10 protein-coding genes are annotated in these 15,095 nt (G+C 56.2%); 7 read left to right on the top strand and 3 right to left on the bottom strand.

Features of this window, described 5'->3' with window-relative positions:
* Nucleotides 1-8: 8 nt before the first annotated feature.
* The gene (locus tag FRD01_RS06725) at nt 9-1,397 is read right to left on the bottom strand and encodes a caspase family protein (RefSeq protein WP_146958625.1); all 1,389 of its coding nucleotides are present in this window, start codon (nt 1,395-1,397) and stop codon (nt 9-11) included.
* Nucleotides 1,397-2,563 carry a hypothetical protein gene (locus tag FRD01_RS06730; protein WP_146958626.1) on the bottom strand — a complete coding sequence of 389 codons (1,167 nt, stop codon included), beginning with the start codon at nt 2,561-2,563 and terminating at the stop codon, nt 1,397-1,399. Before FRD01_RS06730 ends, FRD01_RS06725 begins: the two co-directional genes overlap by 1 nt.
* A gap of 247 nt (nt 2,564-2,810) precedes the next feature.
* Between FRD01_RS06730 and FRD01_RS06735 the strand changes: the two genes are divergently transcribed.
* From FRD01_RS06735 to FRD01_RS06765, 7 genes are read left to right on the top strand one after another with little or no spacing between them, the layout of a single operon-like run.
* The gene (locus FRD01_RS06735; protein WP_249756070.1) at nt 2,811-3,788 is read left to right on the top strand and encodes an L-threonylcarbamoyladenylate synthase; all 978 of its coding nucleotides are present in this window, start codon (nt 2,811-2,813) and stop codon (nt 3,786-3,788) included.
* Nucleotides 3,785-5,071, top strand: a complete 1,287-nt coding sequence (locus FRD01_RS06740) for an HD domain-containing protein (protein WP_249756071.1) — start codon at nt 3,785-3,787, stop codon at nt 5,069-5,071. Before FRD01_RS06735 ends, FRD01_RS06740 begins: the two co-directional genes overlap by 4 nt.
* A complete protein-coding gene (locus FRD01_RS06745; RefSeq protein WP_146958629.1) occupies nt 5,068-5,544 on the top strand; it encodes a YkgJ family cysteine cluster protein in 477 nt (158 codons plus the stop codon). The genes FRD01_RS06740 and FRD01_RS06745 overlap by 4 nt, the downstream gene beginning before the upstream one ends.
* Complete coding sequence (locus tag FRD01_RS06750) at nt 5,541-7,100, top strand: ABC transporter substrate-binding protein (RefSeq protein WP_146958630.1); 1,560 nt, start codon at nt 5,541-5,543, stop codon at nt 7,098-7,100. The genes FRD01_RS06745 and FRD01_RS06750 overlap by 4 nt, the downstream gene beginning before the upstream one ends.
* A complete protein-coding gene (locus FRD01_RS06755; RefSeq protein WP_146958631.1) occupies nt 7,084-7,638 on the top strand; it encodes a TlpA family protein disulfide reductase in 555 nt (184 codons plus the stop codon). The genes FRD01_RS06750 and FRD01_RS06755 overlap by 17 nt, the downstream gene beginning before the upstream one ends.
* Entirely contained in the window at nt 7,635-8,696 is a 1,062-nt protein-coding gene (locus tag FRD01_RS06760; RefSeq protein WP_146958632.1) for an efflux RND transporter periplasmic adaptor subunit, read from the top strand. The genes FRD01_RS06755 and FRD01_RS06760 overlap by 4 nt, the downstream gene beginning before the upstream one ends.
* Nucleotides 8,693-12,145, top strand: a complete 3,453-nt coding sequence (locus FRD01_RS06765; RefSeq protein ID WP_146958633.1) for an efflux RND transporter permease subunit — start codon at nt 8,693-8,695, stop codon at nt 12,143-12,145. The genes FRD01_RS06760 and FRD01_RS06765 overlap by 4 nt, the downstream gene beginning before the upstream one ends.
* Here the strand turns inward: FRD01_RS06765 and glnE are convergent.
* Nucleotides 12,126-15,092 (bottom strand): bifunctional [glutamate--ammonia ligase]-adenylyl-L-tyrosine phosphorylase/[glutamate--ammonia-ligase] adenylyltransferase, encoded by a 2,967-nt coding sequence (gene glnE / locus FRD01_RS06770; protein ID WP_146958634.1) that lies wholly within the window; start codon nt 15,090-15,092, stop codon nt 12,126-12,128. The two genes, FRD01_RS06765 and glnE, sit on opposite strands and share 20 nt — an antisense overlap.
* Nucleotides 15,093-15,095 lie beyond the last annotated feature (3 nt).

Below are 15,095 nucleotides of genomic sequence, written 5' to 3' on the forward strand. Positions count from 1 at the left end.
TCGAAATTTCATTGAAAAATGGCGTTCTTCACCAATTCTTGAAGTACGGGGCGGCCTTCCTCGATTCCGGCCTTATTGGGAGAGACCAACCGGAACCGGTAAGCAGCGTTTGCCTGATAAGTGTTGAACTCCAAAGAGTACCCACCGAACGTAGGATCACGATCTACCAGAAGGCGCTCTAGCCCCGTGTAGTCGCCATACGTGGTCTTCTGCTTCTCCAGAACCTCAACTTCCATTCCGTCGTTAGCACCCGAGCCATCGAGCAACCAGGCAGCTTCCCCCTGAGACCAACGGTACTGCTCGATCGAAATCTCACCAGGCCCGTAGGTATTCTTAAGCGCGACGAGGATCGGACCATAGACCGGACCAAATCCCCAATCCGCGGGTTTGACGAAAAGAAAGCCTTTCTCTGTGTCCACCATACCACCGGTCACCGTGGTGGTCTTGACGGCGCCTTCTCCACGCATCATGCGCGCAACACCCGGATCGGCCTCGCCTAAAGACACGCCGAGCACCACGCCTTTGTCACCGTCGATTCCAGGCGTTTGTTGACGCCCTTTCAAATTCCTAAATTGTTGCTGAGTCCAAACCAGCGCTTCTTCAGCGCTCACCTGGTTATCCGAAGTCGGCGCCCAGCCGCGCAATGCCCCAAGGAGCATATACGTGAACGCTGGGCGCTCAAGCCCCGGGAGTTGACCCGCTACCTCATCTCCGCCGGCAGCAGACAGGATGACAGTTCCGTTGCCCACAGAATTGGGCACGCCCGTCACGGGCACCACAGGTTGAGTGCCTTCAGCCAAGAGGTTACCGCTGGTATCTCGACCCGAGAAACACGCGTCTAGAATGACCACGGTTTGGGCCTGCTTGCCCTTTTCCAAGGTAGACACGAGCTCGGCTCTTGGCACGGAGCGCGCCCCGATACTCACGACCGTTTGCTGAGCATCCATGCCGATGAGCGCGCCGTCCGAACCATCTTTAAGTGCCGCACCATGTCCGATAAACACGAACCAAAGTGCGGCGTCCGGTTTTGCGTTCTGAACGGCTTGGTCAGCGAAACGCCGAATTTCCTCGGCGGTCGCCTGCTTGTCCGTCAGCACGTAGACCTCGGACATTCCGCGCGCATTGCGGAAGTAAGATTCCCAGGCGTTGGCATTCGCCGTCGCTCCAACAACGTCTGGAAGAAACGCGTAATCTTCCACAGCCACAATCACGGCGACATCATTCGAAGACTGATTCGCCTGCGGCCAATCGTTGAGCTCCGGCCAACTCGCTTCCCCTGCGGCCGAGGTTGTGGTGGTTACGCTATCAACCATCTTGTACTGCGGGATTGCCGTCATTGACGCACAACCCTGCAACAAGCCCATAGCGACTAATCCTGCCAACACCTGGTATCTCATCACTGACCTCGTCGTGCTTTCTCGAGTTCGGTCTTAACCTCTGGCGTCAATTTGCCATCGGCTTCGAGTTCCTTCTCAACCGCATCCACTGTAGCTTCTTTGGCTTCCTGTGCCTTGTCCTGAGGGAAGAACGCAAGCACTCGCGAGACGTACATCGTACCTTTCGGAGTTTCTTGGGTTTCTGCCGCGCAATATCGGTCGTCCTTGACGAAGTTCGCGATTCCTTCGGCCACGGTATTCACGACGTTGGTGCTATTGACGTATCCCTCAACCACACTCGACGTGTTGGAAGTGGCTGAAACGATGGTCTCTCCGAGGAACTGCACAACTTGTGTTCGTGCGTGGCGCATGGCTGCAGTACGCGCGATATCTTCGGTCGGTGACGGAGGCGACACGCCTACGAAGTACTGACCCGAATCGCTCTTTGGAAGCTGATTGACCCAGCCGCAATCGTCCATCGAGACGCGGTCGACCACGCGGAACGCGAAGTACATATCTGTGAAATTGGTGCCGCGGCGCCATGCCCAACCGTCGGCGACTTCGAGACCGCCGGAGCCTTTGCCAGGAATATTGGCAGAGGCGTCTCCACCCGTTGCTCGGCCAGTCTTCTCGTAAATCTCACCGTCGCCATACCAGAACTCACCCACAAAACGATTCGTGCAGTTTCCGGGTGCGGAATCGCAGCATGCCTGGAACCCAACCGGATCCTCAACATGCGCCACGAGCTTCTTCTTGAGCTGGTACTTCACACGGAGGGAAGTTCCGGACTCGTGCCCGAAGTTACCGCTTCCTTCAGGACCGCCCTCTACCGCGCTCGTAGGCTCGATTCCGAGGTTTGCCGTCACTTCTGTGGAGCTGTTGTAATATTCGTCGAAATTACCGGTCGAACCCACTTCTTTGTAGGTCACGAAGCTCGAACATTGCGTCTGAACGCCGCGGTTCTCGTCGATTTCGTCATTCGAAAGTTCGTTGGAGATGAAACGACCGATGAAGTGGCTCGGATCATCATCGAACGAGGCGCGCAGATAGACGCCCTGGCGAGGACCTTTCAAGTTCGGTCCCATTTCAGCCTGATTCATTTCAAATTTAGGGTCTTGCGGACCACCGCAGGAGACCAACAACATCGAGGTACCAAGGGCACTAAGTGCCAATCCAATCGTCTTCATAAATTCCTTCTCCATGTCTAAAAACACGATGTGTGCCTTGTGACTCCCATCAGTCACGAGAAATTCAATCCTAGTTTCATAGGTTCTAGATACGTTTTGATGCCACGTCCGTCCAGCCTTCGAGCGCGATTAACTACTTCTAATGCAATATCTCGCACAATCTGATACCTCATTGCTCAGCCAATTTAGGTTGGTTGTGCTCGGAGGCTAGGGCAGAATGCACCCGGCCGCAACTTCGGACAAATCTATGAAAACGCCTGTGTTAATCGATGCGATCAAAGAGCCCGACACACTTGCGGTCGCGGCCGACGCGCTGCGAGCTGGCGAAGTCGTGGCGTTTCCGACCGAGACTGTTTATGGCCTTGGTGCTCATGCCTTAGATTCCGAGGCGGTTCGCGAGATCTTCCGCATCAAGGGACGGCCTGCCACAAATCCCCTCATCGTCCACGTCAAAGATAAGGCGTCGGCAATGGCGCTCGTCTCCGAATGGCCTGCCGAGGCGGACGCACTCGCGGACGCGTTCTGGCCAGGGCCTTTGACCATCGTGCTTCCGAAGTCCACCATTGTCCCGGACGAAGTCACCGCAGGACTAGATTCCGTGGGGATTCGCGTCCCGAGGCATCCGGTCGCACGGCGTCTTCTCGAGCTTGCGGACATTCCGATCGCCGCACCATCGGCAAACCCCTACACGGGTGTATCGCCGACCCTCGCCGAGCACGTCATCAACGGCCTTCCGGATCTCAAGTACGTCGTTGATGGCGGCGCGACTGATGTCGGGCTGGAATCCACAGTCTTCTCGTTGGTGGGCGAGCCGCGAATTCTGAGACCAGGCATGGTGACGCTCTCGCAGATTCAGAAGATCTTGCCGAATGCCAAGGGTTGGGATGACGACGACCATACCGACGACGTAGCGGCGCGCTCTCCGGGCCTTGCGCGCAAGCATTATTCACCGAGCGCCCGGGTGATCGTGGCTGACCTCGAGATCCGGCCCATGGTGTCTGGCACGCGGGTTGGAGTGATTCGTTGTTCTCCAAATTCCCCGCCGATTTTGGACGCGCTGGTCAAAGCTCTCCCATCAGACGCCGATGGTTATGCACAGGGACTCTACTCTGCTCTACATGAGCTCGACGCTGCTGGGTGCACGACGATTCTGATAGAGCCACCTCCCCATGATGAAGCATGGGGCGCGGTTTGGAACCGGATCAAACGAGCGGCTCACTCATGAAACAGAAACTTTTCAGAGATCCCGTTCATAATATCATCGGGTGGAATATCGAGGATGAAGTGGAGGCGCGGATTTTTGAGCTGATCTCGTCGCGAACGGTCCAAAGGCTGCGCCGAATTCGGCAGCTGGGCTTTGCACATCTGGTCTATCACGGCGCAGAACATAGCCGGTTTGCTCACAGCCTTGGCGTAGTGCATGTGGCGCGTCGAATCTTGAACGCTCTTGAGATTCACGACGAGGATTTGCGTTTCGAGGTGCTGGCGGCGTCTATTCTTCACGACGTAGGCCACGGCCCGTTTAGCCATGCGATCGAGAAGGTCACCGGAATCCACCACGAAACCTACACCCAGCGTTTGGTGCTCGATTCCGACCTGACGCGGATTTTGGAGTCCGTGGACCATAAGATGCCTGAACGGGTGGCTCGCTACTACGGACCTCGCGGGGATTTTGCGCCCGAACACCAGGTCTTTCTGGACATCGTCTCAAGCCAACTCGATGCCGATCGCCTCGACTATATCTTGCGCGATGGACTGACCACGGGTGTGAAAATCGGGGTCTATGATTTCGAACGCATTCTCTCAATGTTCGAGATCCATCGCGATGGCGAGCAAACCCGGCTCGCCGTGAATTACCGGGCCCGTGAGGCAGTTGAAGGATATCTGATCGCGCGCTTTCATATGTTCAAACAGGTCTATCTGCACAAGACGGTGCGCTCGGCCGAGAAGATGCTCGAGGCCGTGCTTCGCCGCGCTCACGACCTCTTGAAAGATGGCCATGAGTTTAGCGCCCCGCTCGAGGCGCATCTCGCGTCATTGTTGAGCGGGAGTGTACTCGATGCCCAAGATTATGTGTGGCTGGATGACACCGATATCTGGGTTGCACTCAAGAAATGGCGCGACGACAAAGACCCGATTCTATCCGAGCTAGCCTCTTCACTCTTGGACCGAAAACTCTTGAAAACCATTGCCATCGACCCAAACGACCCGGTGTTTATTGCACGAATGGTGGACCGGGCCGAGCAGTTGGCGCTCAAGGCGGGGCTTGATCCGCGGTATTTTGTGCTCTTGGACCGCGCCCAAGATACGCCCTACAAACCTTACGACCCGACGCAAGTCTCAGCCTCACATATCCCTATCGTGACACCGACCGGTGTCTCGCCCATCGAAGATGTTTCGGACATCGTCCACTTATTGGGACGCGATGCCTACAAGGTGCTTCATCTTTGCGTGCCGGCTCCAATCAAAGGGCAATTGTTGGAGTTTCAGGCCCGGATTCAAGCATGAACGAAGAAGACCTAAAAAAGCTCGATGCTCTGCATAGAGCGGTGGACTCCATGGCTGCTTCACTTAGTGAACGTCACTCTGAGCGCCTTCAGTGCAAACGTGGATGCTATGCCTGTTGTACCGATGGTTTGACCGTTTTTGATATCGAGGCGGAACGAATTCGGCGAGGTGTTCAAGATGCGCTCCGCGGCGAGTCGGCGAGTGATGAGGGATGCGCATTCCTCGATGAACACGGAGGATGCCGAATCTATGAGTTTCGACCCTACGTGTGTAAGACTCAAGGGCTTCCGCTCAGATGGTTCGACGATTCGGGCGAGCACCGTGATATCTGCCCGCTGAACCGTACTTCTGAATCGTTGGATGAACTCGAAGCAGGCGAGTGTTGGACTATTGGCCGTGCGGAGGATATCTTGCGCGACCTTAGTGACGGCACACGAGTTGAGCTCAGATTGTTATTCGAGGAGCTGTCTTGAGAATTTTCATGCGCCAAGAACTCCTGCTCTTTATCGCGATTGTGTCGATCTGGGTGGGGTCATGCTCTAGGGAGAACCCGGCGGAAGGTGCCTTCGTGGTGCTCTTGGATGCGGCCCCGAAAGGCCTGGACCCACGATTTGCAACCAACGACTCGAGCGCAAAGATTGTTGGCCTTCTGCACGCCGGGCTCTTGAGCACAGACACGGCTACGGGCGCACCAGAGCTACGACTTGCGAAGTCCATCGATGAAGTCTCCCCTACCCTCTACCGTGTCGAACTGAGACCCGATGCCGTGTTCCACAACGGCGACCCGGTCGAGTCCGAGGATGTACGCTACACGTACATGGAGATGGGCTCCGAGCTCGTGAAGAGTCCGTTTGCGGGCATGAGCAAAAAGATCAAGGAATTCAGAATCCTGAGCAAGAAGTCGTTTGAGATCGAGCTCAATGAGCCCGACGCGCCCTTCTACTCTGACCTTGGACTGGGCATCGTTAACTCAAGGATCTGTGCGGGTCATAGCGAATGCCCTGGAGACCCGATAGGCGCTGGACCGTTCAAGTTTGTGGCTCAGTATGGCGACGACGTGCTTCTGGAGAAGTTTGAGGGCCCAAAGATCGAACGACTTTTCTTTAAGACGATCAAAGACGATAACACGCGACTTCTAGCCCTGCTCGGAGACGCAGCCGACCTCGTACAAAACGCCGTGCAACCCGTGATGCTGCCTGTGGTTCAGGATGCTGAGCGGCTCGAAGTCATCTCGGCCCCATCGTTCAAATACACCTACTTGGCGTTCAATCTAGAAGATCAGTACCTAAAGCATCTCAAGGTTCGTCAGGCCATCGCGTTGGGAATCGATCGCAAATCCATCATCACCTACAAATATCGCGACACTGCGAGGCTTTCGACCGGTGTGCTCGCGCCGAACCACTGGGCGTATCACGGCGATGTTGAGACGTTTGATTTCGACCCTGAGCGTGCGCGTCAACTCCTCGATGAAGCGGGATTTGAAGACCCAGATGGCGACGGCCCGTTACCGAGGTTTGAGATCGAGTTCAAAGTCTCAGCAAACAAGTTCCGAGTCTCCTTAGCCGAGCTTATCGCGCACCAACTCGCCGATATTGGAATTTCGGTGAAGGTTCGGTCCTACGAATGGGGAACTTTCTACGACGATATTCGGAGCCGAAATTTTCAGCTGACCACCATGCAGTGGCCTTCTGTGCTCGAGCCCAGCATTCTTCGGTGGATCTTTCACTCTGAGAATATCCCTACTGCAGAGAACCGTTCTGCCGGCGCAAACCGTGGTGCCTACCGAAACCCACGAGTCGACGAGCTCCTAGATCAGGGCAATCGAGAAACGAAACGCGATAAGCGGCGTCAAATCTATGCGGAGGTTCAGGAACATTTGGCTCGAGACCTCCCCTATGTGTCCTTGTGGCATGAGGACAATATCGCGGTCCTGAAGAAAGGAACGCGGGACTACTTCGTCACGCCCAATGCCCGATTCGAGGGCCTAAAGGTCACGATTCCAGCGGAAACACATGAGCAACGAAAATAAGAGCACTAAAGCGCGAAAGATCATCGATCTGATTTTTCTGGGAATCATTTCCATCGTGGTCGGTGTTGGAATTGCGCAGATGTCTGATTCTGGAGCCGCAAGCAAGCTTGAGGGCGGGCCAGCGCCGGTGTTTGCCCTTGAAGCCATGGACGGCCAACGCATGGGCGCCAAGGATTTTGCAGGAAAGGTAGTGATTCTGGACTTCTGGGCTACGTGGTGCCCACCGTGCATCAAGCAGATGCCGGCCCTGCAAAATATCAAGAATGACGAAGAACTTAAGGAAGATGTGAAGATCCTCTCGATCAATACCGACGACCCAACGCCCGAGCGGACCGAGCTCGTTGAGTCCTTCATGGCAAAGCATGCGCTGAGCCTCGATGTGCTCTACGACGACGGTGTGGTTTCGAACCTTTATGGGGTCGAGCGCATCCCGACTCTGGTGGTGATCGACCCCAACGGACTTGTGAGTTACGGGGGTTCAGGCGTGCTAAGTGAAGGCAAATTACGGAAGTTGATTCGAGAAGCAAAAGGCCAATGATGAAATGGAATGGAATTTGGGTCTTGCTCGTAGGCTTGAGTGTTGTACTCGCGAGTGGTTGTAAGGACGAAGAAGACGCGGAGGCTGACGCACCGAGCGCGCCCCGCTCTGTCCCTGTTGAAACCGTAAGCGCCACGGCTCGCACACTCAGAGAGTCGATCATCTCGACAGCCACGGTGGACTCAAAATCGGCCGTTGATGTGGTCGCAGAGGTTCCAGGCGTGGTGATCACCCTGGACACCGAACAGGGTGAAACGGTCAAGAAGGGGCAGCGCATCGCGCAGATCCAAAGAGAAGAAGTCAATTTTGGCGTCAGCTCGGCCAAAACAGCTGTGCAACGACTGGAGTCTGAGGTTGAGCGCCTTCGCCCCCTCTACGACAAGGGCGTGATTAGCAGGCAGGTTTTTGATGAAGCCCAATGGAGGCTCCAAGAGGCTCGCTCCGAACAAAAGCGGGCATCCATGGCTGCTTCCGATTTGAGAGCGGTAGCGCCCATGTCTGGAGTCGTGGCCATGCGCTACGTAAACCTTGGACAGCAAGTCGCAACGGGAACGCCTCTCTTCCGAATTGTCGACCCTGAAGAGCTCATCGTGGCAGTGAATCTCCCCGAGAACTCCCTCGGAAAGATTTTTGAAGGACAGGAAGCCTACGTTGAATCTGACGCCCTTCCAGACCAAACCTTCAACGGCAAAGTCGAGCGCATCAGCCCAGTTGTAGACCCGAGAACCGGCACCCTCAGAGTTCAGCTAAGTCTGGATGAAGCAGCGGCCAAGACCTTAAAGCCCGGTATGTTTGTGAAGGCGCATATCGTGGTGTCTCAGCGGCCCGACGCCGTGGCGATCCCAAGACGCGCTGTGGTCTTCACCGACGACCAATCCAACGTCTTTGTGGTCGAAGATAAAACTGCCCTCAGAAAGCCCGTTAAACTGGGTGTGAACGACGGGACGTGGGTTGAGATCCTAAGTGGTATCAACATGGGAGACAAAGTCGTGGTGCTCGGCCAAGAAGGGCTTAAATCGGGCACACCTGTGGATGCCGTGGAGCGTGAAGGCGGATGACCCAACGTTTCTCCAAGATTGCAACATGGTCGGTGCAACGGCCAGTGGCCACTATCATGATCGTGGTAGCCGTGGCCGTCTTTGGGTACATCTCGTACCAACTCCTACCCGTAAATCTGCTTCCAGAACTCTCGTATCCAACGCTGACGGTCCGAACAGAACTCATGGGCGCAGCGCCCGAAGAGGTTGAGGACAGTGTCACACGACCGCTCGAAGAGATCGTCAGAACGGTTGAAGGCGTGGTTGGAGTGCGCTCGGCAAGCCGAGCTGGCCAATCGGACGTGGTGCTTCAATTTACGTGGAACACCGACATGGACTTCGCCACCCAGAAGGTGCGAGAACGCATCGAGTTGGTGCCACTTCCTGACGAAGCGGGCACACCACTCCTCTTGCGGTACGACCCAGACCTCGACCCGTTTATGCGTCTCGGAGTCGCCGGGCCTCAGTCCTTGGCCGAACTAAGGCGCGTGACAGAGGAAGAAGTTCAGCGTGAACTCGAGAAGCTCGAGGGCGTAGCTATGGTGAGGGTTCGCGGTGGTCTCGAAGAGATTTTCCGCGTGGATTTGGACCCTGGAAAGATGTCCATGCTCGGCGTCACGCCCGCAAATGTGGCTCAGCGGCTCGCGTCCGAAAATATCAACGTGGCCGGAGGCGCGTTGGCCGAAGGTGATGTCACTTACCTCGTCAGAACTTTGAACGCGTTTGAAGGCCAAGACGAGATCGAAAACCTCATCGTGGCCTATCCGGAAGGAACGCCGGTCCGCCTATCCCAGGTGGCCAAAATTTGGCGAGATGTGCGCGAACGCGAAGTCATGACGCGGATCGGACGCACCTCAACGATCGATGAAAGTATCGTCATCGAGGTCTTCAAAGAGGCTGATGCCAATATGGTGGATGTCTCACAACGCGTCAAAGCCACCCTCTTTGGCTCTCCGTCAGACCAGGCCGAGCGCGCGCGGAAGCTCTCCCAAGAATTCGCAGATTCTGTACGCGAGAGAGCCCGAATTCAGGCGAGCGGTGAGCGAAGCCTGGTGGCGACCAAACCCTCTACGCGGCCCAAACTAGTTTTCGACAGGCTACCCGAATCCACGTCGCTCACGGTCTTGAGCGACCAGGCAACCTTCATTGAGAAGAGCATCGCTGAAGTCACACAAACCGCGCTGATGGGCGGACTTTTTGCGGTGCTCGTGCTCTTTCTTTTCTTACGCAACGCGTGGACCACGCTGATTATCGCGTTTTCGATCCCTCTCTCGGTCATCGCTGCGTTCGGCGCGCTGCGGCTTTCGGACGTAACCCTGAACGTCATGAGCCTTGGCGGAATCGCGCTTGGAATCGGCATGTTGGTGGATAACTCCATCGTGGTCTTGGAGTCGATTTTCAGGTGCCGTGAAGAAGGTGACTCCATCATGGACGCCGCGTTCCGTGGTACTTCCGAGGTTGCGGGCGCCGTGGTCGCCTCCACCACCACAACCATCGCCGTCTTCTTGCCCATCGTCTTTGTCGACGGCATCGCAGGCCAGATTTTCGGGGACCTCGCGCTTTCAGTGGTCTACGCGCTTTTAGCCAGTCTAGTGGTTGCCATCTACTTCGTGCCGATGTTGGCTGCCCGTGAACCGCGGGGTCTAACGCTTCCTACAATTGCTTCAATCAAAACTGAGCTCCTAGGTCCTTCGCATAGCCTCGAGCTTATGCGTCGGGACTGGGCCAAGATGAACGGGGTGCTCAAAAGCCTGGCGCCGCTTTTGATCGCGAGGACTATAGTGCTCTTCGCGCTGGAGGTCTTAGCGCGGGCCTTGATGACGCTGCTCTTCACCGTCGTAGCTATCGTCGGAGCAGTCTTGATGGCGATTCGAAAGGTCTTGCAAGTCACGCTCGGCGTGGGCTTCAACGGCTTCGACCGTGCCTATGCAGTCGTCGATTCCGCCTACAAATCCGCCCTGAGAGGTGCCCTAGCCTCTCGATTCACAATCATCTTGGTGGCCATCGCACTCTTTGGCTGGAGTATCCAAGCCTTTCAAAACCTTGGAACGGAACTCTTGCCACCCATGCACCAAGGCGAGTTCAACGTGGAGCTCGCAATGCCCGTGGGAACAAGGCTTGAGGAAACGTCACGTGTGACGCGATTGCTTGAGGACAAGATCCTCAACGTCCCCGGCATAGAACGTTTTGCGACAACTGTTGGCGTGGAGCGCACAGATATACAGGCCAGCGACGAAGGTGAACATACGGCGAGAATCACCGTTTCGCTCAAGGATAGCGAGAACCCTGAGGTCTTAGAGCGTGAGGTCATGAGCGCCATTCGCGAACAAGCGCGCACCATTCCGGGTGCCGCAATCGAACTCACTCGCCCTTCCCTTTTTTCAACACAAACTCCTCTTGAAGTTGAGATTATCGGGGACGATCTTAGGCTCTTGAGGCTAGTTTCAGACGAGATCGCGAGCGAACTCGGACAACTCGATGAGCTCGCGGATGTTCGATCAAACCTTGGACGTGGATTCCCAGAAGTACAGATTAGGTTTAACCGAGACCGGCTATCTGCCTACGGACTAACCGCTTTGGATGTTGGCGAAATCGTTCGCGACCAGGTCCGTGGTGTTGAACCAACGAAGATTCGTCAGGGTGAGATCGAGTACGGAATCGTGGTTCGGGCAGCGCGTGACGAAGTCCCGGATGTAGACGCTCTAAGGCGACTGGTGATCAGGCCAGCCGGCCCTGATATGCCAGAGATTCGCCTAGGTTCGCTTGCGGAGTTGGACCTCGCCATCGGGCCGAGTGAGATCCGCCGCATTCAAGGCTCGCGTGCCGCCGTGGTGCAAGCCGATGTACCTCTGACCTCTGTGAGTGCGGCGGGGGCCAAGGTCGACCAAGTCCTGAGCAGAATTCAGCCACCCGCGGGCATCAGCGTATCTGTTGGGGGGCAGCGTACTGAAATGGAGAACGCACAACGCTCCATGCTCTTTGCCCTCCTGCTCGCTGTTTTCCTGGTCTACGTCGTGCTCGCGAGCACCTTCGAAAGTTTGCGCGGACCACTCGTGATTCTACTCAGCATTCCGCTTGCCCTGGTGGGTGTGACAGCTGCCCTGATGGCCACAGGAGTTCACGTGAGTGTATTGGTCTTCATCGGCATGATCATGTTGACGGGAATCGTGGTGAACAACGCGATCGTCTTGGTGGACTACATCAATCAGCTTCGCGAACGAGGACTTGAACTCAATGAGGCCATCCAAGAGGCCTGCCACGTGCGACTCAGACCCGTGTTGATCACCACGATGACCACCGTGCTTGGACTCCTGCCCATGGCACTCGGGCTCGGGGAAGGGGCTGAGCTGAGAAAGCCATTGGCGATTACGGTTATCGCAGGGCTCGGAAGCGCAACGTTACTTACGCTTTTTGTGATCCCGTCCCTCTATTCAATCGCGATGCAGAAACTCAGGCGCGAGACAGCCTGAAGATTTCCTCGGTCATTTGGCGCGCTCTTCTCGCGGTATCCTGCAAATCTTGGAACATATTTTCCGTGGCTTCGTCACCGTCATAGCCCAAATGTTTCGCCAGAATACGCGCGTGTGCGGGGTCTGAGGGCAAGGTGCTCACGCCACGGTTCCCACTCATTCTGAGACGTGTCTCCACCACACGAAACTTTTGATAGTCCTTTCGAAGCTGCCTGAAATCGAGGTCGAGGATCTCGAGCTCTTCCAAGGCCCTGAGCGCCTCAACGGTCGAGGGGGTCCTAAGGCTAAGCTCGCTCGCTCCGAATTTGAGCTGCAGCCACTGCACAGCAAATTCGATTTCTACCAGTGCTCCTGGACTCAGCTTGATATCAAACGATGACGCCCGGTGGTGTTCCTGAAGTCGAGTCACCATTTCCCAGATCTCTTGGCCGCCTGAATCCTTCAAAGGCCGTTTGAAGACCAATTCCTCTCTCAAGGTGTTGAATGCTTCCAACAAATGTGGCGCCCCTACGAGCGGTCTAGCGCGAACGAGAGCCTGTCTCTCCCAAAAGGCAGCCTTCGTGTCGTGGTACGACTCAAACGCTTCCAGGCTCACGATAAGCGCGCCCTGCTGCCCAGATGGTCTCAGTCGTGTGTCCACGTCGTACATCTTCCCGTCTGCGCCTGCTGACGAGAGCGTTCGAATGATGCGTTGAGTGAGTTTAGAAAAGAACGTGTGCTCAAGCTTCCACTGGCGGTCGGTCTGGTAGAGGAAGAGGAGATCGAGGTCGCTGCCGAACCCCAATTCCCGCCCTCCCAGCTTACCCATAGCGACCACAACAAAGGGGATTTCATCAAGGGGCGGTAAGACCGAGCCTTCGCGCCTTCGGTAGGTTCGCATTGGCTCGTAGACCTCGCGAAGAACCGAAGAAATCACGGACTCGGCGAGCAAAGATAGCTGTTCGAGTGTCTGTGAAATCCCGATGGCACCCCCTGCGTCATGGAGCCCGATCCGCAAGGTTTCTTCTTGGTGAAAGCGCCGAATCACTCCGATACGATGCTCGGGATCGACCACGCGACTGAGCCTCGACTCAAGGTCGGATTGCATGTCCGAGGCTGAGCGAACCATGGCGACCGAGCCTGCCCCGAGCAGACGTTCAACGATCGCAGGCTCCTTGAGGAGTGCCCCCGAAAGATAGGGACTCGAGCCAAAGACGTGGATCAAGAGTCGGCACGCATGGGGATTGTCCGCCAGCATCTTGAAGTAGCCTGGCCGATCACCGATTGACGTGATGAATCTAGTCAGGTGGCTAAAGGCTTGGTCCGCCTGAGGTGTGGCGCCGGCAGTCTCCAAGAGATAGGCGGCCAGGTTTGACTCCCCACGAAGCGCCCTGTCAGCGAAGGGCCCATAATTCTTCTCACGCAAGACCAGAACTTGGCCCGCGACCTGCTTTGGCCGCTCGAAGCCGAGCGACTCCAAGGCCTTAAGGATAGACGCCTCGGGATTCAGCACACCATCCCGAGCAAAGCTTTCCGGACTTGCGCCTAGAATTGTATCCAAAGCGTCCGGCTCTTCGGGTTGCAATGTGGGTTGAGTCTCAGATCGAACTTCATCGGACTCGAAGAGGCGAGCAAACATGGCGTGAACACCCGAACGATGCTCGAGCACACGAGCACGGAATTCGTCCACCTCAAAGCCCATGCGCCGAGCTAAATCGCGCAGCAATTCGCGGTCTTCAGGCAGTCTATGCCCTTGCCGGTCACTCCCCATCTGAATCCTATGCTCAACGCGTCGCAAGAACGCATAGGCTTCGGCCAGAACATCGTGGTCATCGTGAGTAATCAACCCTGAGAAAAGCAATCGGTCCAACGCATCGAGTGTATTTTTTACCCGGAGGTTCGGGCGGGTGCCGCAATGCACGAGCTGCAGCGCCTGCACAAAGAACTCGATTTCACGAATGCCGCCGAGCCCGATCTTGACGTCCCAACCTAGAAGTCCAGACTTCGTGGCAGGTTGTGGCTCGGGCTGGCGCACGATGGGCCGGCGCCCACTTCGCACACCGGCCAGTTTGTGGTGCAGCCTTTGTTTCAAAGGCGTATCTGGCGTGTCGGTCTTTGCCGTTGCTTCTTCTTCGGCACCAACGATATCTGAGGCCCGCGCCTGAAGGTTGATCTTTTCCTTCATACCACGGAGTTCTTCAATCGCCTGAAAATCCAGATATTTCCGAAAGATAAACCCATCTAGCCGTTGTAAGAGTTCGTCGCCGAGAGCAATGTTCCCGGCAACAGGTCTAGCCTTCAGAAGTGCACCACGCTCCCATGTTCGCCCCCATGAAGCGTAGTATTCAATGGCGGATGAAGCAGGCGGCACGAGCGGCCCCTGGGTCCCGTGCGGCCGCAGGCGCAGATCAACACGAAAGACGTAGCCATCCTCTGTGATCTGGCTCATCATCGAGGTACACACGCGTGCGACCTGGTCCACCTCATCAAGCCGGTCGCGTACGTCATCAGTACACACAAAAATCAGGTCGATATCGGAGCTAAAGTTAAGCTCATGGCCGCCAAGCTTTCCCATCCCCAAAACACAGATATGGTCTGCAAGGCCGGGGTTCGAAAGCTCAGACGCTGCGCGCCGCAGTGCGGCATCCAAACAAACTTGCGCGATATCGGCAATCTCAGCGGTAGTCTCTCGGATAGACGCCGTCCCCTCAACTTCTCGCCAAAAAACCCTGAGACATTCGCGCCGCTTGAATAGGCGCAGCGCCCGCTCAAACTCAGCCACAGTCGGGGTGCGAGCCAAATCCTCGGCCAATCGCTCCTCGAGCTCCGCCACGTCAAGCGGACGCATCCCGATCTCCACAAACTCTTCCACCCACTCGGGATGTCGTTGAATCAAGAAACGCGGAAATTCGCCCTGACTCTCCAGGAGTCTTGCCACGTCATCGCACACCAGTGGTGCATCATCCATAGG

Origin of the sequence: Microvenator marinus (assembly GCF_007993755.1) — a bacterium.
Classification (GTDB): domain Bacteria; phylum Myxococcota_A; class Bradymonadia; order Bradymonadales; family Bradymonadaceae; genus Allomicrovenator; species Allomicrovenator marinus.

Coding starts and splice junctions, on each gene's coding strand:
- FRD01_RS06725 (WP_146958625.1), bottom strand. CDS start 1,397: ATGAGATACCAGGTGTTGGCAGGATTAGTCGCTATGGGCTTGTTGCAG.
- FRD01_RS06730 (WP_146958626.1), bottom strand. CDS start 2,563: ATGAAGACGATTGGATTGGCACTTAGTGCCCTTGGTACCTCGATGTTG.
- FRD01_RS06735 (WP_249756070.1), top strand. CDS start 2,811: ATGAAAACGCCTGTGTTAATCGATGCGATCAAAGAGCCCGACACACTT.
- FRD01_RS06740 (WP_249756071.1), top strand. CDS start 3,785: ATGAAACAGAAACTTTTCAGAGATCCCGTTCATAATATCATCGGGTGG.
- FRD01_RS06745 (WP_146958629.1), top strand. CDS start 5,068: ATGAACGAAGAAGACCTAAAAAAGCTCGATGCTCTGCATAGAGCGGTG.
- FRD01_RS06755 (WP_146958631.1), top strand. CDS start 7,084: ATGAGCAACGAAAATAAGAGCACTAAAGCGCGAAAGATCATCGATCTG.
- FRD01_RS06760 (WP_146958632.1), top strand. CDS start 7,635: ATGATGAAATGGAATGGAATTTGGGTCTTGCTCGTAGGCTTGAGTGTT.
- FRD01_RS06765 (WP_146958633.1), top strand. CDS start 8,693: ATGACCCAACGTTTCTCCAAGATTGCAACATGGTCGGTGCAACGGCCA.
- glnE (WP_146958634.1), bottom strand. CDS start 15,092: ATGGATGATGCACCACTGGTGTGCGATGACGTGGCAAGACTCCTGGAG.